Genomic DNA, 20,898 nt, shown 5'->3' on the forward strand with positions numbered 1-20,898 from the left:
GGATGGGGTTACCGCTGCTCAGTCCGACAGACTGACGACCACGGTACCGATTTCCGGATGACTGAAACTGCTGATATGGTCCAGCCGCAGGTCGCGCTGCTGGCCGTTCTGTTCGATGGTCAGATACTCAACGCGTTTCTTTTGCAGCAGGTCGATCGCCTTGGCCTCGATCACTTCTCCGTCGCGTAACTCCAGCTTCAGAATAAGTTTATGCTGACAGGCGAGTTCCAGGTTGTCGTAGTCATCGCAATTGATGGGTTGGTACTCATCATTCATCAACATAGTCGCTCACCAATAAGTTAGCGGCGGCAAAGGCCGCCTGTTCCCTAACGGAGGACGGTAGCGCGTCGTTCGCTGCGACATCGTCCAATGCCTTTAACGCACAAGCCAGCGCATCAGGCACGTAGCCAAGATCTCCACTGCCAATCTCGGCGTAAGTACGGCGTACTAACTCACAGTATTGTTGCACAGTTTCCTCCCTTAAGAACCTCTGCATCATCAAGACCGCTCTCGCGATGAGGCGCAGGCTCTCGGAGTTTTATCCTATCCTAGACGACTATAGCACAGCTGTTATGGAGTTATCAGCACCCCGACACGCCTTTCGTTCTGCGCCGAGCCGGGCTGCGCTGGCGGCGTTCACCCCTGATCAAGTACACTGTCGCCGAATAACAACGAGGTCACCCATGGCGCTGAAAGCAACCATTTATAAAGCCGCGGTCAATATCGCTGATATGGATCGTCACTTCTATCACGACGCCACGCTGACGCTGGCGCAACACCCGTCCGAAAATGAACAGCGCATGATGCTGCGCCTGTTGGCCTGGATCTGCCATGCCGACGAGCGGCTGGTGTTCACCAAAGGGCTGAGCGCCGACGATGAGCCGGAGATCTGGCAGCGCAACGACCATAACGGGCTGGAAATGTGGATCGAGATGGGGTTGCCTGACGAGAAGCGCATTCGCAAGGCCTGCAACCAGTCGCCGCGCGTGGTGTTGTACGCTTACGGCGAGCGCGCCGCGCACGTTTGGTGGCAGGCGATGCAGGGCAAAGTGGCCGGTTACAAGAACCTGAGCGTACGCTTCCTCGACGACGAGCAGCTGGCGCGGCTGACGGCGCTGGCCAGCCGCACCATGACGCTGCAGGCGACGCTGCAGGAAGGAACTATTTGGCTGTCCGATGCTCAGAATAGTCTGGAAATCCAGTTTGCCGAGTGGCAGCGGGCGCAGGTGTGACCGGTGCTGGAACTGTCAAGAAACGTCGCCATACCGGATAATGAGCTGGAATTGACGGCGATCCGCGCGCAGGGCGCGGGCGGCCAGCACGTGAACAAAACCTCAACGGCGATCCATTTGCGCTTTGACATCCGGGCATCCAGCCTGCCAGAGTATTATAAGGAAAGGCTGCTGGCGCTGAATCATCATTTAATTACCGCCGATGGCGTGGTGATTATCAAGGCGCAAGAGTATCGCAGTCAGGAATTGAATCGCGAAGCGGCGTTGGCCAGGCTGGTCGCGTTGATTCAGCAGGCGATGGTGGTGGAAAAAACGCGCAAGGCGACCAAGCCGACGAAAGGAGCGAAACTGCGTCGCCTGGAAGGCAAGACGCGTAAAGGCGCCACCAAGGCGCTGCGCGGCAAGGTTCGCACTTAGGAATACATGAACACAGTAGGAGAATAACTGTGAAGAAAATTACGATAGCCCTGTTCTTGGCGGCAGGCGCACTCTCGTTGTTGGGATGCAACAATCATTATCAACCGAAGGAACAACCGCTGCAGGCGATGCCGCAGAGTTATCAAGGGGTGTTGCCTTGCGCCGATTGCGGCGGTCTGGATACGGCGCTGTTCCTGGATGAAGACGGCACCTTCGTGCTGCAGGAAACCTATCGCGGCAGCAAAGACGGCGATCAGACCTTTGCCGACTACGGCAAATGGGCGCGCACCGCGGATAAGCTGGTGCTGACCGACAGCACCGGCGAGAAACGCTACTTCCGTCCGGTGGGCAAGAGCCTGGAGATGCTGGATCGCAGCGGCGCGCCGATCGAGTCCAAGCTGAATTACCGTCTGGAGCCGGTCGAAAAGCCGTTGCCTAAAACGCCAATGGTGATGAAAGGCAGCTACAGCTATATGGCCGACGCGGCGGTGTTCAAAGATTGCGCCACCGGCATCACTTTCCCGGTGGATAACAACATCGCGCTGGAGCAAGGTTACGCCAAGGCCAATAAGACTGCCGGCGAGCCGGTGTTCCTGACCTTCAACGCGCACTTCAGCGTGCAGCCGTCGATGGAAGAGGGGCAGATTGAAAAAGCGGTGGTGCCGGACGGCAAGATCGCGTTCGACCGCAGTAAAAGCTGCAGCAGCAAGTAACGCGTTTCGGATATAAAAAAACCCGCCTAGGCGGGTTTTTTATTCTCTGGCGATCGGCGCTTAGCGTTTGATCTGGCCCAGCAGGAAATCAACGATTTCGCCGGTTTTGATCATTTTCTTCTCGCCGACGCGGCGGTTCTTGTACTCGATCTCTTCGTTATCGAGGTTACGATCGCCGATAACGATAGAGTGCGGCACGCCGATCAGTTCCATATCCGCGAACATCACGCCCGGACGCTCTTTGCGGTCATCGAGGATCACATCGATGCCGTGGGAGCGCAGGGTGTTGTACAGCTCTTCCGCCAGCGCCTGCACGCGGAATGACTTGTGCATGTTCATCGGCAGGATCGCCACCTGGAACGGCGCGATGGCGTCCGGCCAGATGATGCCGCGTTCGTCGTGGTTCTGCTCGATGGCGGCGGCCACGACGCGCGTGACCCCGATGCCGTAGCAACCCATGGTCAGCACCTGGTTGCGGCCGTCTTCACCCTGCACGGTCGCTTTCATCGCTTCCGAGTACTTGGTGCCGAGCTGGAAGATATGGCCCACTTCGATGCCGCGTTTGATCAGCAGCGTACCCTGACCGTCCGGGCTGGCGTCGCCTTCCACCACGTTACGGATATCGGCCACCTGCGGCAGCGGCAGATCGCGCTCCCAGTTGATGCCGAAGTAGTGTTTGCCGTCAACGTTGGCGCCGGCGCCGAAATCGCTCATCGCCGCTACGCTGCGATCGGCTACCACTGGCATCGGCAGCTTGACTGGGCCAAGCGAGCCTGGGCCGGCGCCGACGATGGCGCGGATCTCTTCTTCGGTGGCGAAGGTCAGCGGCGCGGCAACCTGCGCCAGCTTCTCGGCCTTGACTTCGTTCAGTTCGTGATCGCCGCGCACCAGCAGGGCGACCAGCTTGTGGCCGCTCTCTTCGGTGGCGCGCACCATCAGCGTCTTCACGGTTTTTTCCACCGGCAGCTGGAATTGCTCGACCAGCTCGGCGATGGTTTTGGCGTTCGGCGTATCCACCAGGCGCAGCTCTTCGCTGGCTGCAGCGCGCGGTTCTGCCGGCGCGACCGCTTCCGCCAGCTCGATGTTGGCGGCGAAATCGGAACCGGTGGAGAACACGATATCGTCTTCACCGCTCTGCGCCAGCACCTGGAATTCGTGCGAGGCGCTGCCGCCGATCGAGCCGGTATCCGCCTGCACCGGGCGGAAATCCAGGCCCATGCGGCTGAAGATTTTGCTGTACGCTTCGTACATCGCGTCGTAAGTCTCCTGCAGAGACTCCTGTGAGGTGTGGAAGGAGTAGGCATCCTTCATCAGGAACTCACGGGAACGCATCACGCCGAAACGCGGGCGCACTTCATCACGGAACTTGGTCTGGATCTGGAAGAAGTTCAGCGGCAGCTGCTTGTACGAGCTGATCTCGTTGCGGATCAGATCGGTGATCACTTCTTCATGCGTTGGGCCCAGCACGAACGGACGATCGCCGCGGTCGACGAAGCGCAGCAGCTCGGGGCCGTATTGCTCCCAACGGCCGCTTTCCTGCCACAGATCGGCAGGCTGAACCACCGGCATGGAAACTTCGATCGCGTTAGCATTGTTCATTTCTTCGCGAACGATGTTTTCAACCTTTTTCAGAACGCGCAGGCCGGTCGGCAGCCAGGTGTAAAGACCGGAGGCCAGCTTGCGGATCATCCCGGCGCGCAGCATCAGCTGGTGGCTGATCACTTCGGCGTCGGCAGGTGTCTCCTTCAAAGTGGAGAGCAGATATTGGCTAGTACGCATGGTGTTTTGGTTCCGTTAGAACTGCAAATTGCATCGGGCTGCCAGAGTGGCGGCCAAAAGTGACAAAAGTGGTTTAGTTTACCAGCGCGAGCGGGTCGCCAAAAGAGAGGCGGCGGAATTTTAACGCGGGTCGAGCGCCAACACTTCGGTGTGGCCGTCCACGACGCGCCAGCGCACGTTGAAATCCAACAGCCAGACGGCGTAATCCCGTTCGATGTCCTCTCCTTTACGATAGGCGGGACGGGGGTCTTGCGCCAGCACCTGGCTGATAAAACGCCTTAATTGCGGGTAGCACGCCTGATGTTGCTGCAGCTGCTGCTCGGCCTGCGGTGCGAAACGCACGGGCATATCGCCGGCGGGCGCGGCCTGAGCAAAGCCGGCGCGGGCCTGCGGCTGGCTCTCGGCGAACGGCAGATAAGGCTTGATGTCCACCACCGGGGTGCCGTCGACCAGGTCGAGGCTGCCCAGTTCCAGCGCCACTTCACCGTTTTTCACCCGCACGCCCTTCAGCTCAATGAGCGACATGCCGAGCGGGTTGGGGCGGAAGGTGGAGCGGGTGGCGAACACGCCCATGCGGGCATTGCCGCCTAAACGCGGTGGACGCACCGTCGGGCGCCAGCCGCCCTCCATGGTTTGATGGAAAATGAACATCACCCACAGATGGCTGAAATCGCTGAGGCCGCGCACCGCTTCCGCCTGGTTGTAAGGCGGCAGCAGCAGCAGTTCGCCGCCGCCGTCTTCGACCAGCCCCGGCTGGCGGGGCACGGCGAATTTCTCTTTATAGGGCGAGCGGATCACGCCGATCTGCTCGAAAACGAATTCGGTCATTTGGACGAGACGTTAAGCGCCGAGCCCTGACAAACGGCCTGTTGATAGCAACCGGCGACGCCGCTGACAATCTGGCAGTCGTGCAGCAGCACGGCGTTGGCCTTCATGTAAGACGCACGGATTTGCATGCGTTTACGGGCGGTGGCCAGATTCGGTGGAGAGTCTTGCACGGTGGTTTGGCACGATTCGCCGGACACTTCACCCAGATCGCGGAACGGCTTGCCCACGAGCTCTTCTGCACTTTTGTACAGTTTTACCGGAGCGGGGCGGGCGGCCGGCGTGGTCTTGGCCGGAGCGGTGGTGGTCGGCTTGCTGGTGCTGCTTGTTGAGGACGGCGCGATACGCTGCGATGAACATCCGGCCAGCGCGAGCGCTAACAAACAGAGAGGTAAAACACGCATTGAGATTCCTCTGCCTTAATGAAAGTGGCGCTATTGAAGCAAGCTATGGCGGAAATAACAAGACGGGCCTTGGCCCGTCTTGCAATTATAGGAATAAAATGGGTGAATAAGCGCTTACCAGCCTTTCACCGCTCCGCCGTTGAAGATTTTGTTGGCGGCCGCGTCAACTTCGTCAGACTGATAGGCCTGAACGAATTTCTTCACGTTTTCCGCATCTTTGTTATCTTCGCGCGCAACCAGCAGGTTGACGTAAGGCGAGTCTTTATCTTCCACGAACAGACCGTCTTTCGCCGGTGTCAGGCCGATCTGGCTGGCGTAGGTGGTGTTGATCACCGCCAGCGCGATCTGCTGATCGTCCAGAGAACGCGGCAGCTGAGGCGCTTCCAGCTCAACCAACTTCAGGTTTTTCGGATTCTCGGTCACGTCCAGCACGGTCGGCAGCAGGCCAACGCCGTCTTTCAGCTTGATCAGACCGACTTTCTGCAGCAGCAGCAGCGAACGGCCCAGGTTGGTCGGATCGTTAGGCAGTGCGATCTGCGAACCTTCTTTCAGCTCGTCCAGCGATTTGATTTTCTTGGAGTAACCGGCGATCGGGTAAACAAAGGTGTTGCCGACCGGCACCAGCTTGTAACCGCGGTCTTTGATCTGCTGATCCAGATAAGGCTTGTGCTGGAAGGCGTTCAGATCGATATCGCCTTTGCTCAGCGCTTCGTTAGGCAGCACGTAGTCGTTGAAGGTGACCAGTTCAACGTCCAGACCGTATTTCTCTTTCGCCACTTTCTGCGCCACTTCAGCCACTTGCTGCTCAGCGCCGACGATCACGCCGACCTTGATGTGGTTCGGATTCTTTTCATCCTGGCCACAGCCCGCCAGAGCCAGCGTGCCGATCAGTGCGCCAATTGCCGCGATGGATTTAAATTTTAACGACATATCCCTTCCTCATTAGACTCGCATTAATATGCGGTGAAATTATTTATGGGTAACGGCTTTGACGATGCGATCGCCGCAGAATTGGATCAGATAAACCAAAACTACCAGTAATACTAATACGGTATTCATCACTGTGGCGTTATAACCGATATAACCGTATTGGTAACCGATTTGGCCCAGGCCGCCGGCGCCGACCGCGCCGCCCATGGCGGAGTAACCCACCAGGGTGATCAGGGTGATGGTTGCGGCGTTGACCAAGCCCGGCAGGGCTTCCGGCAGCAACACTTTCTTGATGATCTGCATCGGCGTGGCGCCCATGGCGCGCGCGGCTTCCACCAGGCCGGACGGGATTTCCAGCAGGGCGTTTTCCACCATGCGCGCGATGAACGGTGCGGCGCCCACGGTCAACGGCACGATGGCCGCCTGCAGGCCGATCGAGGTGCCGACGATCATGCGGGTAAACGGAATCATCCAAACCAGCAGGATAATGAACGGAATGGAACGGAAGATGTTCACCAGCCCGGACAGGATCTTATACAGCGAATTGTTGGCGATGATCTGCCCCGGGCGGGTGACATACAGCAGCACGCCTACCGGCAGGCCGAGCACGAAACCGAAGAAGCCGGAGACAAAGGTCATCATGACGGTTTCCCACACGCCACGCGCCATCAACCACATCATTGCCTCAGACATAACCCAGAACCTCTACTTTTACCTGATTTTCTTGCAGGAACTTAATCGTCGCCAGCGCGTCTTCGTCGCTGCCGTGCAGCTCCGCCAGCATCACGCCGAATTTCACGCCGCCGGCATAATCCATCTGGGCGCTGATAATGTTGTTGTTCACGTTGAAGCGGCGAGCGGCTTCAGACAGCAGCGGCGCATCGACCGACTGACCGGTGAACTCCAGGCGCAGCAGCGGCTGGCGGTCGCCCTGACGCTCCGGCGACAGGCGCGCGGCGTAGTCGTCCGGGATATCCAGATGCAGCGTGGACTGAATGAACTGCTGGGCCAGCGGGGTTTTCGGGTGTGAGAACACTTCGCTGACGCTGTCTTTTTCGATCAGCTGCCCCTGGCTGATGACCGCGACCTGGTCGCAGATGCGTTTCACCACGTCCATTTCGTGGGTGATCAGCAGAATGGTCAGACCCAGACGGCGGTTGATGTCTTTCAGCAGCTCCAGGATGGAACGGGTGGTGGCCGGATCCAACGCGCTGGTGGCTTCGTCGCACAGCAGCACTTTGGGATTGCTGGCCAGCGCGCGCGCGATCGCCACGCGCTGTTTCTGGCCGCCGGACAGATTGGCCGGATAGGCGTCGTGTTTGTCCGCCAGGCCGACCAGCTCCAGCAGTTCGGTCACGCGCTTTTTGATCTCGGCGCGCGGCGTATTGTCCAGCTCCAGCGGCAGCGCCACGTTGCCGAACACCGTGCGGGAAGAGAGCAGGTTGAAGTGCTGGAAGATCATGCCGATTTGGCGACGGGCGCGCGTCAGTTCGCTTTCCGACAGAGACGTCAGATCCTGGCCATCGACCAGCACCTGGCCGGAGGTAGGGCGCTCAAGCATGTTGGCGCAGCGGATCAGCGTGCTTTTGCCGGCGCCGGAAGAGCCGATAACGCCATAGATTTGCCCGGCAGGGACGTGAAGGGTCACGTCAGAGAGCGCGGTAATGGTGCGCGAACCCTGCTGGAACACTTTAGTGATGTTAGAAAGTTTAATCATATTCTTCTTATTTTAGCGTGGTTGCCCGTGGCTAGATAAAAGTAAACCTCGGCGTGGAACCAAGGTATGACTCAGATGTTAAGGCGTCTAGACGTCTAAGTCAACGACCAGCGACGTTCTCCGGCGTTCTCAGTGCGGGGTAAAACATGCGATACTTGTCAGCGTATTCAGCCCCTCAGGAGCAAAGCGGTGACACAAAGCGTTCCAGCAATTTTTCTCGATCGTGACGGTACGATTAACGTTGACCATGGTTATGTCCATGAAATCGACAATTTCCACTTTATTGACGGCGTGATTGACGCCTGTCGCGAACTCAAAAAGATGGGGTTCGCGCTGGTGATGGTGACCAACCAGTCGGGCATTGCGCGCGGCAAGTTCAGCGAAGACCAGTTTATGTACCTGACCGAGTGGATGGACTGGTCGCTGGCCGATCGCGACGTCGACTTCGACGGCATCTATTTCTGCCCGCATCATCCGGAGGCGGTAGTGGAAGAGTATCGTCAGGTCTGTGACTGCCGTAAACCGCAGCCGGGCATGCTGCTGCAAGCGCAGCAGGAATTGAACATCGATATGGCCGCTTCTTATATGGTGGGTGATAAACCGGAAGATATGCAGGCGGCGATCGCGGCTGGCGTCGGCACCAAGGTGCTGGTGCGTACCGGCAAGCCGGTGACGGAGCAGGGTGAAAAGCTGGCCGATTGGGTGCTAAATAGCCTGGCGGACCTGCCGGCAGCCATCAAAAAGCGGGTTTAATAGGCGTTACGCATGAATAGTGAGCGGTCAGATAAAAAATGCATATTATCGCTTGTCATTCTGAACCGGCTCCCTATAATGCGCCTCCATCGACACGGCGCAAGTGATTCACTTCACACAGCGGCCGGGAAGAAAGAGAAAAAATCCTGAAAATTAGGGTTGACTCTGAAAGAGGAAAGCGTAATATACGCCACCTCGAGTTAGCAAGCGAAAGCGCCTAACTCACTGCTCTTTAACAATTTATCAGACAATCTGTGTGGGCACTCCACAAGACGATATCCAGCATCTTCGGATGCGAAAAAATATCAAGTCTTGAAGAGTGACTAACTGAAGTAAAATTCATGCAGTAAATCTTTGAGCATCGCTTCTCGAGTGGAAGCAAATCAAGCTTTTAATTGAAGAGTTTGATCATGGCTCAGATTGAACGCTGGCGGCAGGCTTAACACATGCAAGTCGAGCGGTAGCACAGGGGAGCTTGCTCCCTGGGTGACGAGCGGCGGACGGGTGAGTAATGTCTGGGAAACTGCCTGATGGAGGGGGATAACTACTGGAAACGGTAGCTAATACCGCATAACGTCGCAAGACCAAAGAGGGGGACCTTCGGGCCTCTTGCCATCAGATGTGCCCAGATGGGATTAGCTAGTAGGTGGGGTAATGGCTCACCTAGGCGACGATCCCTAGCTGGTCTGAGAGGATGACCAGCCACACTGGAACTGAGACACGGTCCAGACTCCTACGGGAGGCAGCAGTGGGGAATATTGCACAATGGGCGCAAGCCTGATGCAGCCATGCCGCGTGTGTGAAGAAGGCCTTCGGGTTGTAAAGCACTTTCAGCGAGGAGGAAGGTGGTGAGCTTAATACGCTCATCAATTGACGTTACTCGCAGAAGAAGCACCGGCTAACTCCGTGCCAGCAGCCGCGGTAATACGGAGGGTGCAAGCGTTAATCGGAATTACTGGGCGTAAAGCGCACGCAGGCGGTTTGTTAAGTCAGATGTGAAATCCCCGGGCTCAACCTGGGAACTGCATTTGAAACTGGCAAGCTAGAGTCTCGTAGAGGGGGGTAGAATTCCAGGTGTAGCGGTGAAATGCGTAGAGATCTGGAGGAATACCGGTGGCGAAGGCGGCCCCCTGGACGAAGACTGACGCTCAGGTGCGAAAGCGTGGGGAGCAAACAGGATTAGATACCCTGGTAGTCCACGCTGTAAACGATGTCGATTTGGAGGTTGTGCCCTTGAGGCGTGGCTTCCGGAGCTAACGCGTTAAATCGACCGCCTGGGGAGTACGGCCGCAAGGTTAAAACTCAAATGAATTGACGGGGGCCCGCACAAGCGGTGGAGCATGTGGTTTAATTCGATGCAACGCGAAGAACCTTACCTACTCTTGACATCCAGAGAACTTAGCAGAGATGCTTTGGTGCCTTCGGGAACTCTGAGACAGGTGCTGCATGGCTGTCGTCAGCTCGTGTTGTGAAATGTTGGGTTAAGTCCCGCAACGAGCGCAACCCTTATCCTTTGTTGCCAGCGGTTCGGCCGGGAACTCAAAGGAGACTGCCAGTGATAAACTGGAGGAAGGTGGGGATGACGTCAAGTCATCATGGCCCTTACGAGTAGGGCTACACACGTGCTACAATGGCGTATACAAAGAGAAGCGACCTCGCGAGAGCAAGCGGACCTCATAAAGTACGTCGTAGTCCGGATTGGAGTCTGCAACTCGACTCCATGAAGTCGGAATCGCTAGTAATCGTAGATCAGAATGCTACGGTGAATACGTTCCCGGGCCTTGTACACACCGCCCGTCACACCATGGGAGTGGGTTGCAAAAGAAGTAGGTAGCTTAACCTTCGGGAGGGCGCTTACCACTTTGTGATTCATGACTGGGGTGAAGTCGTAACAAGGTAACCGTAGGGGAACCTGCGGTTGGATCACCTCCTTACCTAAAGATATTAGTTCGCGTGGCGTGCTCACACAGATTGTCTGATAGAAAGTAACGAGCAGAAATACCTTTATAGGCTTGTAGCTCAGGTGGTTAGAGCGCACCCCTGATAAGGGTGAGGTCGGTGGTTCAAGTCCACTCAGGCCTACCACTTCTCATGAAGTGGAAAAGGTACTGCGCGTGACTGTATGGGGCTATAGCTCAGCTGGGAGAGCGCCTGCCTTGCACGCAGGAGGTCAGCGGTTCGATCCCGCTTAGCTCCACCATATAGTCCGGTATTTCAATACTTCAGAGTATATTGGCGACAGTATGCTGCGAAGTATTTTGCTCTTTAACAATCTGGAACAAGCTGAAAATTGAAACATGACGGCTGAAATTTATCCCTCCGTAGAAGTATTGGGATAAAGAGTAACCTGTCATAGAGTCTCTCAAATGTTTGCAGCGCGAACGATGGAAACATCTTCGGGTTGTGAGGTTAAGTGACTAAGCGTACACGGTGGATGCCTAGGCAGTCAGAGGCGATGAAGGGCGTGCTAATCTGCGAAAAGCGCCGGTAAGGTGATATGAACCGTTATAACCGGCGATACCCGAATGGGGAAACCCAGTGTGTTTCGACACACTATCATGTCATGAATACATAGTGGCATGAGGCGAACCGGGGGAACTGAAACATCTAAGTACCCCGAGGAAAAGAAATCAACCGAGATTCCCCCAGTAGCGGCGAGCGAACGGGGAGGAGCCCAGAACCTGAATCGGCTTGTGTGTTAGTGGAAGCGTCTGGAAAGTCGCGCAGCAAAGGGTGATAGCCCCGTACACTAAAATGCACAGGTCGTGAGTTCGATGAGTAGGGCGGGACACGTGACATCCTGTCTGAATATGGGGGGACCATCCTCCAAGGCTAAATACTCCTGACTGACCGATAGTGAACCAGTACCGTGAGGGAAAGGCGAAAAGAACCCCGGCGAGGGGAGTGAAATAGAACCTGAAACCGTGTACGTACAAGCAGTGGGAGCACCTTCGTGGTGTGACTGCGTACCTTTTGTATAATGGGTCAGCGACTTATATTTTGTAGCAAGGTTAACCGTATAGGGGAGCCGTAGGGAAACCGAGTCTTAACTGGGCGATTAGTTGCAAGGTATAGACCCGAAACCCGGTGATCTAGCCATGGGCAGGTTGAAGGTTGGGTAACACTAACTGGAGGACCGAACCGACTAATGTTGAAAAATTAGCGGATGACTTGTGGCTGGGGGTGAAAGGCCAATCAAACCGGGAGATAGCTGGTTCTCCCCGAAAGCTATTTAGGTAGCGCCTCGTGAACTCATCTTCGGGGGTAGAGCACTGTTTCGGCTAGGGGGCCATCCCGGCTTACCAAACCGATGCAAACTCCGAATACCGAAGAATGTTATCACGGGAGACACACGGCGGGTGCTAACGTCCGTCGTGAAGAGGGAAACAACCCAGACCGCCAGCTAAGGTCCCAAAGTCATGGTTAAGTGGGAAACGATGTGGGAAGGCATAGACAGCCAGGATGTTGGCTTAGAAGCAGCCATCATTTAAAGAAAGCGTAATAGCTCACTGGTCGAGTCGGCCTGCGCGGAAGATGTAACGGGGCTAAACCATGCACCGAAGCTGCGGCAGCGACGCTTAGGCGTTGTTGGGTAGGGGAGCGTTCTGTAAGCCGTTGAAGGTGGCCTGTGAGGGTTGCTGGAGGTATCAGAAGTGCGAATGCTGACATAAGTAACGATAAAGCGGGTGAAAAGCCCGCTCGCCGGAAGACCAAGGGTTCCTGTCCAACGTTAATCGGGGCAGGGTGAGTCGACCCCTAAGGCGAGGCTGAAAAGCGTAGTCGATGGGAAACAGGTTAATATTCCTGTACTTGGTGTTACTGCGAAGGGGGGACGGAGAAGGCTAGGCTAGCCGGGCGACGGTTGTCCCGGTTTAAGCGTGTAGGGGGTGTGACCTGGTAAATCCGGTTGCATACTAACCCTGAGGCGTGATGACGATGCACTACGGTGCAGAAGTAGTTGATGCCCTGCTTCCAGGAAAATCCTCTAAGCTCCAGGTAACATTAAATCGTACCCCAAACCGACACAGGTGGTCAGGTAGAGAATACCAAGGCGCTTGAGAGAACTCGGGTGAAGGAACTAGGCAAAATGGTGCCGTAACTTCGGGAGAAGGCACGCTGGCATGTAGGTGAAGTCCCTCGCGGATGGAGCTGAAGCCAGTCGAAGATACCAGCTGGCTGCAACTGTTTAATAAAAACACAGCACTGTGCAAACACGAAAGTGGACGTATACGGTGTGACGCCTGCCCGGTGCTGGAAGGTTAATTGATGGGGTCAGCCGCAAGGCGAAGCTCTTGATCGAAGCCCCAGTAAACGGCGGCCGTAACTATAACGGTCCTAAGGTAGCGAAATTCCTTGTCGGGTAAGTTCCGACCTGCACGAATGGCGTAATGATGGCCAGGCTGTCTCCACCCGAGACTCAGTGAAATTGAACTCGCTGTGAAGATGCAGTGTACCCGCGGCAAGACGGAAAGACCCCGTGAACCTTTACTATAGCTTGACACTGAACATTGAGCCTTGATGTGTAGGATAGGTGGGAGGCTTTGAAGCGTGGACGCCAGTCTGCGTGGAGCCATCCTTGAAATACCACCCTTTAATGTTTGATGTTCTAACTCGGCCCCGTGATCCGGGGTGAGGACAGTGTCTGGTGGGTAGTTTGACTGGGGCGGTCTCCTCCCAAAGAGTAACGGAGGAGCACGAAGGTTAGCTAATCACGGTCGGACATCGTGAGGTTAGTGCAAAGGCATAAGCTAGCTTGACTGCGAGAGTGACGGCTCGAGCAGGTACGAAAGTAGGTCTTAGTGATCCGGTGGTTCTGAATGGAAGGGCCATCGCTCAACGGATAAAAGGTACTCCGGGGATAACAGGCTGATACCGCCCAAGAGTTCATATCGACGGCGGTGTTTGGCACCTCGATGTCGGCTCATCACATCCTGGGGCTGAAGTAGGTCCCAAGGGTATGGCTGTTCGCCATTTAAAGTGGTACGCGAGCTGGGTTTAGAACGTCGTGAGACAGTTCGGTCCCTATCTGCCGTGGGCGTTGGAAGATTGAGAGGGGTTGCTCCTAGTACGAGAGGACCGGAGTGAACGCACCACTGGTGTTCGGGTTGTCATGCCAATGGCATTGCCCGGTAGCTAAGTGCGGAAAAGATAAGCGCTGAAAGCATCTAAGCGCGAAACTTGCCTCAAGATGAGTCTTCCCTGGGCCTTTAAGGCCCCTGAAGGAACGTTTAAGACTAAGACGTTGATAGGCTGGGTGTGTAAGTGCAGCGATGCATTGAGCTAACCAGTACTAATGATCCGTGAGGCTTAACCTTACAACACCGAAGGTGTTTTAGAGAGATTTTCAGCGAAGTTCCGAGATTGGTTCTGATGGCGACACGAGAGTGAAGCGGTTGGAATAAAACGAATTTGCCTGGCGGCAATAGCGCGGTGGTCCCACCTGACCCCATGCCGAACTCAGAAGTGAAACGCCGTAGCGCCGATGGTAGTGTGGGGTCTCCCCATGCGAGAGTAGGACACTGCCAGGCATCAAATAAAGCCGAAAGCCCTGAACTGACGTTCAGGGCTTTTTGCTATGGGAAAAATGGAAAATCCCCGTTGTAATCCGCTTCAGCTTTCATCGTACTGTTTAATATTCATCACAAAACCAACGCATTGTTTCTCTGAATGTCAGATATTCTTCGTCCGCTATTAAGTTTGGCTGTTAACTTATAAATAACAATAAAGTAACAACCAGGGCGGCAGGAAGCCGAATTTCATCATTGCTATGGCTCGGAGAAAATATCATGACAGAAACAACCTCGGCTCTTGGGGATGAGCACGGCGTCGAACAGGGGGCGCTGGATAACAAGAAACGCATTTTCGCTATCGTCGGAGCTTCATCAGGCAATCTGGTGGAGTGGTTTGATTTTTACGTTTATTCCTTCTGTTCCATTTACTTTGCCGCCTCGTTCTTTCCGGCGGGCAACAGCACCACGCAGCTGTTGCAAACCGCCGGGGTATTCGCCGCCGGCTTCTTTATGCGGCCGATCGGCGGCTGGCTGTTCGGCTATATTGCCGACAAGCATGGCAGAAAAAACTCCATGCTGCTTTCAGTCTGCATGATGTGCGCCGGATCGCTGGTGATCGCCTGCCTGCCGACGTATGAATCGATCGGCAGCTGGGCGCCAGCGTTGCTGCTGATCGCCCGCCTGTTCCAGGGGTTGTCGGTGGGCGGCGAGTATGGCACCAGCGCCACCTACATGAGCGAGGTGGCGATCAAGGGGCGGCGTGGCTTCTACGCCTCGTTTCAGTATGTCACGCTGATCGGCGGGCAACTGTTGGCGCTGCTGGTCCTGGTGATCCTGCAGCAGATATTGCCCGCTGAAGAGCTGAAAGCCTGGGGATGGCGCATTCCGTTTGCCCTGGGGGCCGTGTTGGCGATAGTCGCGCTGTACCTGCGCCGTTCGCTGAATGAAACCTCCGATGCGAAGACGCGTAACCACGAGGATGCCGGTTCGCTGACGGGGCTGTGGAAAAATCGCAAGGCGTTCCTGATGGTGCTGGGCTTTACCGCCGCCGGTTCACTGACCTTTTACACCTTCACCACCTACATGCAGAAATACCTGGTGAACACCGCCGGTATGGACGCCAAGCTGGCCAGCGCCATCATGACCGTCGCGCTGTTCGTCTTTATGCTGCTGCAGCCAGCGGTAGGCGCGTTTTCGGACAAAATCGGCCGTCGCAGCTCGATGTTGATCTTCTCGGCCTTCGCCACGGTGTTGACGGTGCCGATCCTGTTCGCTCTGAAAGAGGTGAGTAATCCTTATATGGCGTTTGGCCTGATCGTGCTGGCGCTGTTCATCATCAGTTTTTACACCGCGATCAGCGGGCTGCTTAAAGCCGAAATGTTCCCGCCGGAGGTGCGCGCGTTAGGGGTGGGCTTGTCTTATGCGGTGGCGAACGCCATGTTCGGCGGCTCGGCGGAATATGTCGCGCTGTCGCTTAAATCGTTTGGCGTGGAGAACGCTTTCTTCTGGTATGTCTCCGGCATGTGCCTGCTGGCGTTGCTGGTTTCACTCCGACTGCATCGCAAAGGCAAGGAGATACAGCTGTAATAAAAACCCCGGCCTTGGCCGGGGTCAGCATACCGCTTACAGGATACGGCTGATCAGCCGATCGATGCGGATGCGGCGCAGACGGCGAATCAGCTTACGCACCTTGATCGGATACTGCTGAATGCTTTGCAGTTCCTGATAATGGCCGACTACAGTGGTATGAGTTCGGATGCATTCCAGCTCTTTCTGCCGTTGCTCGCGCAGCTCTTGCTTGGGATCGTGGATCAGAATGGCGTTTTCCAGATCCAGCCGCCAGGCGCGCGGGTTGAGGTTATTGCCGGTAATCAGCTGCCACTCTTCGTCTACCCACATGCCTTTCAGGTGATAGCTGTTATCGCCATCCTTCCACAGCCGCACGATCAGTTGGCCGGTGTCGATGTAACGCTGCAAGCGGCTCAGGAAGCGGCGCAGGTTGATCTCATACAGGTAGGGCAGCGCGCCGATGATTTTGAACGGCTGGTCTTCAGGAATATAGAAGTCGTTGGCGGTTTTATCGCCGACGATGATTTCCACCTGCTTACCCTGTCGCAGCAGATAAATGATGTTGCGCACCAGCAGCGCCGGCAGGTTGAAGTAGGGGGTACAGAGCGTCAGTTTCTGGTCGGCGCACGACATCAAGTGATGAATGGTTTTATTCAGCACGCTTTGTTTGCCTAGCCCAACCATCGGCGTCACCGCCAGCTCATCGTTGCCGGCTTTGCCGCGGAAGTGATAACCGGCGCGGCGCAGGGCGAAACGGAACAGACGGGTCTCGTTTTTGATCTCCGGGCTTTTCGGCCGATCGCTGCGATCCAGGCGTTGTACGGCGCCGGCAGTGAGCAGATGCTGCTTGATGTAATCGATCAGGGTATCGGCCAGCACGCCGTTGGTGATCAGCTGGTAGCGATCGTAACGGTATTTCTCATGCTGATGCAGATAAACGTCGTTAATGCTGGCGCCGCTGTAGATCACGGTATCGTCGACCACAAAGCCCTTCAGATGCAATACGCCCAGCGCTTCGCGGGTATTGACCGGCACGCCGTAGATCGGTACCGACTGTTCCGGATGTTGGCTGGCCATGGCGCAGTACCAGTCGGCGTTGGTATTGGCGGCGGCGGCGCCGATGCGCCCACGCTGTGCGCGGTGCCAGTCGACCAGTACGCAGATTTCCAGCTCGGGCCGCCGCTGTTTGGCTTGATACAACGCATTGAGGATCTCGCGCCCGGCGTCGTCATGCTCCAGATACAGGGCCACCAGATAGATGCGTTGGGTGGCGTTGGCGATGGCGTCCAGCAGCGTGGTGCGAAAATCGGACGGCGCGTACAACGTACGAACATCAGCAACCGTCTGGGGGAGTTTGGGCAGTTGTGCAAGGTGTTGTTGATGTTTGCTACGTTTAAATTTTGACAACATCACAGTGCGTTTCTTCTCTCATGATTGATGGCCAGAACGCCACAGGCATAAAAACAATAAACCGAATAATCGGGCGATAATACCATTAGTTGCCCCGATTGTGCGTATGTTTTGGCGTTAAGTGGTGGATTCGTAGCGCATTGCGACGCAGGTCACTGCGCGCCGTCGGCCCGCAGCGGCAGCGTCAGATTGACGATGCCGTCCTCAAGCTGCACCTCGATGCCAAAGCCCAGCCGCTGAGCCAGTGCGATCATGCCGCGGTTATTCGGCATGGTGATGCCGCTCAGACGGGTCAGGCCATGAGCGCGCGCATAGGCGATCATTTTCTCCAGCAATTGACGCCCCAGGCCCAGGCCTTTCAGGTCGGAACGCACCAGCACGGCGAATTCGGCGTCGGTGTTGTCCGGATCGGACAGCGCGCGGGTCACGCCGATGATCTCTTCTGCGCGCACCGCCACAAAGGCCATTTCTCGATCGTAGTCGATCTGCGTCATGTTGGCCAAATCGTCATGGGTAAACTCATTGATCTCGCTGAAGTAGCGATAATAGAGATCTTCCTTGGTCACCCGGTCGATGAAATGCTTCAGCGCCGGTTCGTCTTCCGGCAGGATCGGGCGGAACAGGCACTGGCTGCCGTCTTTCAACGCGATGGTCTCTTCCAGCTCATGCGGATAAGGGCGGATCGCCAGCCGCGCCTGCGGATCGCCGCTGAACGGCGCGAGCTGCATCGAAACGTCCAGCAGGGTGAATTCGCTGCCGGAAGCCAGCACCGGGTGAATATCCAGCCGGGCGATCTCCGGGCAGTCAAGGATCAGGTTGGAAACCTGCACCAGCAAGCGGCTCAGCCCGGGGATATCTAAAGGCCGCAGTGCGCTGCGCCCGCGGATCTTGCCGCCTTTCACCGCCTGCAGCACCAGATAACGCGCCAGCGCCATATTCAACGGCGGCAGCGCGACCGCCACCTGATTTTCCTGGCGCCACTCTACGCCGCCTTCGCCCAGCATGATCAGCGGGCCGAAAATGGCATCCTGCTCCACGGCGATGCGCAGCTCCTGGGCGCCGGCGCGGTTGGCCATGCTCTGCACCAACAGGCCGTGGATGCGCGCCTGAGGATAGGTACGCTTCACGCGGTCGAGGATCGCCTCCGCCGCGCGCTGCACTTCGGTCGCGGTGCGCAGGTAAAGCATCACGCCCTGAACTTCCGACTTGTGCGGGATATCCGGCGAGCGCAGCTTCAGCGCCACCGGGTAGCCGATCTGCTCGGCAATGTGCACCGCTTCGGCGCTGTCTTCGGCGATCCAGGTCGGCAGGGTGCTCAGGTCATAAGCCTGCAGAATGGATTGCACCTCGTGGGTATCCAACTGGGTGGCACCTTCGGCCAGCGCCTGATGGATCAGGCGGTGGGCGTCGGCGGTATTGGCGGTCAGGCCGACCGGCAGCGCCGGCGTCTCCTTCAGCTGCTTCTGGTTGCGGCGGTATTCCACCATATGCATAAAAGCGGTCACAGCGCCTTCCGGCGTGCGATAGGTGGGAATGGCGGCCTCGGTAAACAGCCGGCGCGCCTCTTGAGAAGAGTATTCGCCGCACCAGTTGGTCAGCAAGGTGATGCGTTTGCCGCGCGCATGGCGGTGCAGCGCGTCGATCAGCCGCTGCGCCGTGGCGGTGCCCGGCGCCGCCGCGCTCGGCGCATGGATCAGCAGCAGCGCGTCATAGTCGTGGCTGTCGAGCAGCGCTTCAAGAGCCGCCAGGTAGCGCTGCGGCGTGGCGTCGTCGCGCAGATCGAGCGGGTTGCCGGCGCGAATGAAATCCGGCAGCGCGTCGCTCAGCGTTGCCAGGCTCTCCTCGCTCAGCGTCGCCAGCTTGCCGTTGCGCCCGAGCAGCTCGTCCAGCGCCATCGCCGCCGGCGCCGCTCCGTTGCTGACGATCATCAGCCGTTCGCCGCGCAGCGGATGCATATGGCTGAGGGTTTCCACCGCCGAGAACAGCTCATGGGTATCCTGCACGCGCAGCAGACCGGCGCGCTGGATGGCGGCGTCGTAAGCGGCGTCCAGCCCTTGCTGGCTGTTGAGCAGTAATTGCGCCTGTTGGCTGCGGCCGCTTTTGATCACCAGAATGGGCTTATTGCGTGAGGCGCTGCGCGAGGCAGAGAGAAAGCGCCGTGCGTCGCTGATGTTTTCCAGATACAGCAGGATGGCGCTGGTCTTGCCGTCGCGCGCCAAAAAGTCGAGTAGATCGTCGACGTCGATATCCAGGCTGTCGCCCAGCGCAATGAAATAGGAGAAGCCGACTTCGCGCTGCTGCGCCCAGTCGAGAATGGTGTTGGCGACGGCGGCGGACTGCGAGATAAACGCCAGCTTGCCTTTTTGGATCGGCACCGGCGAGAAGCTGGCGTTAATGCCCTGCCACGGCGCCAGCAGTCCCAGACTGTTGGGGCCCAGCAGCCGCATGGCGTAGCGCTGCGCGCAGGCTTTCAGCTCGGCGAACTGTTCTGGCGGTGAAGAGAGCACGATGGCGGTTTTACAGCCGCGCTGCCCCAGCGCGTCGAGCAGCGCCAGATTACGCTTGGCGTGGGTGCAGATGATCGCCAGATCCGGCGTCAGCGGCAGGCTGGCGACGTCGGGATAGGCCATGACGCCGCATACCGCCTTGTAGCGCGGCGTCACTGGCAGGATGGGGCCGCCGAAACCGCCGGCCAGCAGGTTGCTCATCATCAGGTTGCCGGAGCGGCCCGGCTGCTGCGAAGCGCCCAGCACGGCGATCGATTTGGGACGTAGTAGCGCTTCTAACCCTCGCTGGCTCATGCACGGCTCCTTTTGGCAACGTTACGCCTGATTTTAGGCGCTTTATGGCTGCATTGCTGTGACCGGTGCCTCCGGCCGGGTCGGTTTTCCCGCCAGATACTGTTGACGGAAATAGCGAAAATGCTGATTCAACCCTTCGGCGGCCGGCAGATCGCCCGCCTGTTGCAGCAGGGCGGCGGCCACTTCCGCCGTGCAGTGTTGCTCGGCGCGGCTGGCTTCGCGCAGCTGGTAGTCCGATGCGGCGTCGACGTTGAGGGAAAACACCGGGAATTGATTGAGATACGGGCTTTTACGGAACATTTTGCGCGCCTCCGCCCAGGTACCGTCCAGCATGATGAACAGCGGCGGTTTGCCGCCGACGGGCAGCGCGCTGAACACCGGCCGTTCGGCGTCGGCGTAGGACGCGGGGAACACCACATAAGGCTGCCGTGTCGGATCGTTGATGGCCGCCAGCAGGGCGGGATCGACCTCGGTGCGCGACCAGAGGAACGCCTGGGTGTCCGGCAGGATATCGGCGATCAGGCGGCCGGTGTTGCTGGGCTTGAGCGGCTCGGCGCCGAACATGATCAGGCAGAAACGGCTGCCGGCCTGCTGTGGGCGAATGGTGTCGCACAGGCAGTTTTTATGCGGCAGCAGGCAACCCTGACAACGCGCCACCCGGCAACCGCGCGCCAAAAAAGGGCGGGTGGCGCGGTCTAAACGGAATTGGCGCAGGCGAAGTACGGCGTTGTCGGTCATAACGATCCTGGGGAAAAACCGCTATTGTAACGCAGAAAAAAGCCCGCCGGGAGGGGCGGGCTCGATCGGGGGCGTTCGCGCGCAATGGCGGGATACGGCC

At 57.4% G+C, this 20,898-nt stretch carries 16 protein-coding genes, 2 tRNA genes and 3 rRNA genes; 10 read left to right on the forward strand and 11 right to left on the reverse strand.

Annotated elements, in window-relative coordinates; all coding sequences use genetic code 11:
- Positions 1 to 18: 18 nt before the first annotated feature.
- Both rof and ACMGF9_RS04425 read right to left on the reverse strand, forming a co-directional pair.
- The gene (gene rof, locus ACMGF9_RS04420; protein ID WP_004931991.1) at positions 19 to 282 is read right to left on the reverse strand and encodes a Rho-binding antiterminator; all 264 of its coding nucleotides are present in this window, start codon (positions 280 to 282) and stop codon (positions 19 to 21) included.
- Entirely contained in the window at positions 269 to 469 is a 201-nt protein-coding gene (locus ACMGF9_RS04425; RefSeq protein WP_004931993.1) for a YaeP family protein, read from the reverse strand. The genes rof and ACMGF9_RS04425 overlap by 14 nt, the downstream gene beginning before the upstream one ends.
- A gap of 214 nt (positions 470 to 683) precedes the next feature.
- Between ACMGF9_RS04425 and ACMGF9_RS04430 the strand changes: the two genes are divergently transcribed.
- The 3 genes from ACMGF9_RS04430 to nlpE are packed head-to-tail and all read left to right on the forward strand — an operon-like array spanning position 684 to position 2,362.
- A complete protein-coding gene (locus ACMGF9_RS04430; protein WP_015378883.1) occupies positions 684 to 1,232 on the forward strand; it encodes a YaeQ family protein in 549 nt (182 codons plus the stop codon).
- Positions 1,233 to 1,235: 3 nt separating this feature from the next.
- Complete coding sequence (arfB, locus tag ACMGF9_RS04435; RefSeq protein ID WP_004931997.1) at positions 1,236 to 1,649, forward strand: alternative ribosome rescue aminoacyl-tRNA hydrolase ArfB; 414 nt, start codon at positions 1,236 to 1,238, stop codon at positions 1,647 to 1,649.
- A gap of 29 nt (positions 1,650 to 1,678) precedes the next feature.
- Entirely contained in the window at positions 1,679 to 2,362 is a 684-nt protein-coding gene (gene nlpE / locus ACMGF9_RS04440) for an envelope stress response activation lipoprotein NlpE (protein ID WP_004932000.1), read from the forward strand.
- A 60-nt stretch (positions 2,363 to 2,422) separates the two neighbouring features.
- On the opposite strand, the gene proS is transcribed toward nlpE, so the two are convergent.
- The 6 genes from proS to metN form a co-directional block, all read right to left on the reverse strand.
- Positions 2,423 to 4,141: a proline--tRNA ligase gene (proS, locus tag ACMGF9_RS04445; protein WP_075685478.1), complete on the reverse strand. Its 1,719-nt coding sequence runs from the start codon at positions 4,139 to 4,141 to the stop codon at positions 2,423 to 2,425.
- 120 nt (positions 4,142 to 4,261) lie between these two features.
- A complete protein-coding gene (gene tsaA / locus ACMGF9_RS04450) occupies positions 4,262 to 4,969 on the reverse strand; it encodes a tRNA (N6-threonylcarbamoyladenosine(37)-N6)-methyltransferase TrmO (protein WP_411748754.1) in 708 nt (235 codons plus the stop codon).
- Positions 4,966 to 5,370, reverse strand: coding sequence for an Rcs stress response system protein RcsF (gene rcsF / locus ACMGF9_RS04455; protein ID WP_004932006.1), 405 nt, complete (start codon positions 5,368 to 5,370; stop codon positions 4,966 to 4,968). The genes tsaA and rcsF overlap by 4 nt, the downstream gene beginning before the upstream one ends.
- Before the next feature lie 114 nt (positions 5,371 to 5,484).
- Complete coding sequence (locus ACMGF9_RS04460; protein ID WP_004932008.1) at positions 5,485 to 6,300, reverse strand: MetQ/NlpA family lipoprotein; 816 nt, start codon at positions 6,298 to 6,300, stop codon at positions 5,485 to 5,487.
- A 39-nt stretch (positions 6,301 to 6,339) separates the two neighbouring features.
- Entirely contained in the window at positions 6,340 to 6,993 is a 654-nt protein-coding gene (locus ACMGF9_RS04465) for a methionine ABC transporter permease MetI (protein ID WP_004932010.1), read from the reverse strand.
- Positions 6,986 to 8,017, reverse strand: a complete 1,032-nt coding sequence (gene metN, locus ACMGF9_RS04470; protein ID WP_004932012.1) for a methionine ABC transporter ATP-binding protein MetN — start codon at positions 8,015 to 8,017, stop codon at positions 6,986 to 6,988. The genes ACMGF9_RS04465 and metN overlap by 8 nt, the downstream gene beginning before the upstream one ends.
- Before the next feature lie 189 nt (positions 8,018 to 8,206).
- Between metN and gmhB the strand changes: the two genes are divergently transcribed.
- The 7 genes from gmhB (at position 8,207) to ACMGF9_RS04505 (ending at position 15,867) form a co-directional block, all read left to right on the forward strand.
- On the forward strand, positions 8,207 to 8,770 hold the full coding sequence (gmhB, locus tag ACMGF9_RS04475) for a D-glycero-beta-D-manno-heptose 1,7-bisphosphate 7-phosphatase (RefSeq protein ID WP_015378880.1): 564 nt from the start codon (positions 8,207 to 8,209) through the stop codon (positions 8,768 to 8,770).
- 392 nt (positions 8,771 to 9,162) lie between these two features.
- A 16S ribosomal RNA gene (locus ACMGF9_RS04480) occupies positions 9,163 to 10,704 on the forward strand.
- Positions 10,705 to 10,778: 74 nt separating this feature from the next.
- A tRNA-Ile gene (locus ACMGF9_RS04485) sits at positions 10,779 to 10,855 on the forward strand.
- Positions 10,856 to 10,894: 39 nt separating this feature from the next.
- Positions 10,895 to 10,970 (forward strand) — tRNA-Ala (locus tag ACMGF9_RS04490).
- Between the two features lie 207 nt (positions 10,971 to 11,177).
- Positions 11,178 to 14,085 (forward strand): 23S ribosomal RNA (locus tag ACMGF9_RS04495).
- A gap of 97 nt (positions 14,086 to 14,182) precedes the next feature.
- Positions 14,183 to 14,298, forward strand: a 5S ribosomal RNA gene (gene rrf / locus ACMGF9_RS04500).
- Together the 16S, 23S and 5S rRNA genes with 2 tRNA genes alongside form the textbook arrangement of a ribosomal RNA operon.
- 258 nt (positions 14,299 to 14,556) lie before the next feature.
- Positions 14,557 to 15,867: an MFS family transporter gene (locus ACMGF9_RS04505; protein WP_015378879.1), complete on the forward strand. Its 1,311-nt coding sequence runs from the start codon at positions 14,557 to 14,559 to the stop codon at positions 15,865 to 15,867.
- Positions 15,868 to 15,903: 36 nt separating this feature from the next.
- Here ACMGF9_RS04505 and pssA read toward each other — a convergent pair whose 3' ends face one another.
- From pssA to ACMGF9_RS04520, 3 genes are all read right to left on the reverse strand, one after another.
- The gene (gene pssA, locus ACMGF9_RS04510) at positions 15,904 to 17,259 is read right to left on the reverse strand and encodes a CDP-diacylglycerol--serine O-phosphatidyltransferase (RefSeq protein WP_076741035.1); all 1,356 of its coding nucleotides are present in this window, start codon (positions 17,257 to 17,259) and stop codon (positions 15,904 to 15,906) included.
- A gap of 152 nt (positions 17,260 to 17,411) precedes the next feature.
- Complete coding sequence (locus ACMGF9_RS04515) at positions 17,412 to 20,060, reverse strand: bifunctional acetate--CoA ligase family protein/GNAT family N-acetyltransferase (RefSeq protein WP_322192609.1); 2,649 nt, start codon at positions 20,058 to 20,060, stop codon at positions 17,412 to 17,414.
- A 42-nt stretch (positions 20,061 to 20,102) separates the two neighbouring features.
- Positions 20,103 to 20,798 carry a tRNA-uridine aminocarboxypropyltransferase gene (locus ACMGF9_RS04520; protein WP_049187045.1) on the reverse strand — a complete coding sequence of 232 codons (696 nt, stop codon included), beginning with the start codon at positions 20,796 to 20,798 and terminating at the stop codon, positions 20,103 to 20,105.
- Between the last annotated feature and the right edge of the window lie 100 nt (positions 20,799 to 20,898).

Origin of the sequence: Serratia sp. BNK-23, assembly GCF_047456145.1 — a bacterium.
Taxonomy (GTDB): Bacteria; Pseudomonadota; Gammaproteobacteria; order Enterobacterales; family Enterobacteriaceae; genus Serratia; species Serratia nematodiphila.

Excerpts from the sequence above, each read along its gene's own strand:
- metN (WP_004932012.1), bottom strand. The coding sequence starts at position 8,017 with ATGATTAAACTTTCTAACATCACTAAAGTGTTCCAGCAGGGTTCGCGC.
- pssA (WP_076741035.1), bottom strand. The coding sequence starts at position 17,259 with ATGTTGTCAAAATTTAAACGTAGCAAACATCAACAACACCTTGCACAA.
- ACMGF9_RS04465 (WP_004932010.1), bottom strand. The coding sequence starts at position 6,993 with ATGTCTGAGGCAATGATGTGGTTGATGGCGCGTGGCGTGTGGGAAACC.
- ACMGF9_RS04430 (WP_015378883.1), top strand. The coding sequence starts at position 684 with ATGGCGCTGAAAGCAACCATTTATAAAGCCGCGGTCAATATCGCTGAT.
- ACMGF9_RS04460 (WP_004932008.1), bottom strand. The coding sequence starts at position 6,300 with ATGTCGTTAAAATTTAAATCCATCGCGGCAATTGGCGCACTGATCGGC.
- ACMGF9_RS04520 (WP_049187045.1), bottom strand. The coding sequence starts at position 20,798 with ATGACCGACAACGCCGTACTTCGCCTGCGCCAATTCCGTTTAGACCGC.
- tsaA (WP_411748754.1), bottom strand. The coding sequence starts at position 4,969 with ATGACCGAATTCGTTTTCGAGCAGATCGGCGTGATCCGCTCGCCCTAT.
- rcsF (WP_004932006.1), bottom strand. The coding sequence starts at position 5,370 with ATGCGTGTTTTACCTCTCTGTTTGTTAGCGCTCGCGCTGGCCGGATGT.
- ACMGF9_RS04515 (WP_322192609.1), bottom strand. The coding sequence starts at position 20,060 with ATGAGCCAGCGAGGGTTAGAAGCGCTACTACGTCCCAAATCGATCGCC.
- rof (WP_004931991.1), bottom strand. The coding sequence starts at position 282 with ATGTTGATGAATGATGAGTACCAACCCATCAATTGCGATGACTACGAC.
- proS (WP_075685478.1), bottom strand. The coding sequence starts at position 4,141 with ATGCGTACTAGCCAATATCTGCTCTCCACTTTGAAGGAGACACCTGCC.
- ACMGF9_RS04505 (WP_015378879.1), top strand. The coding sequence starts at position 14,557 with ATGACAGAAACAACCTCGGCTCTTGGGGATGAGCACGGCGTCGAACAG.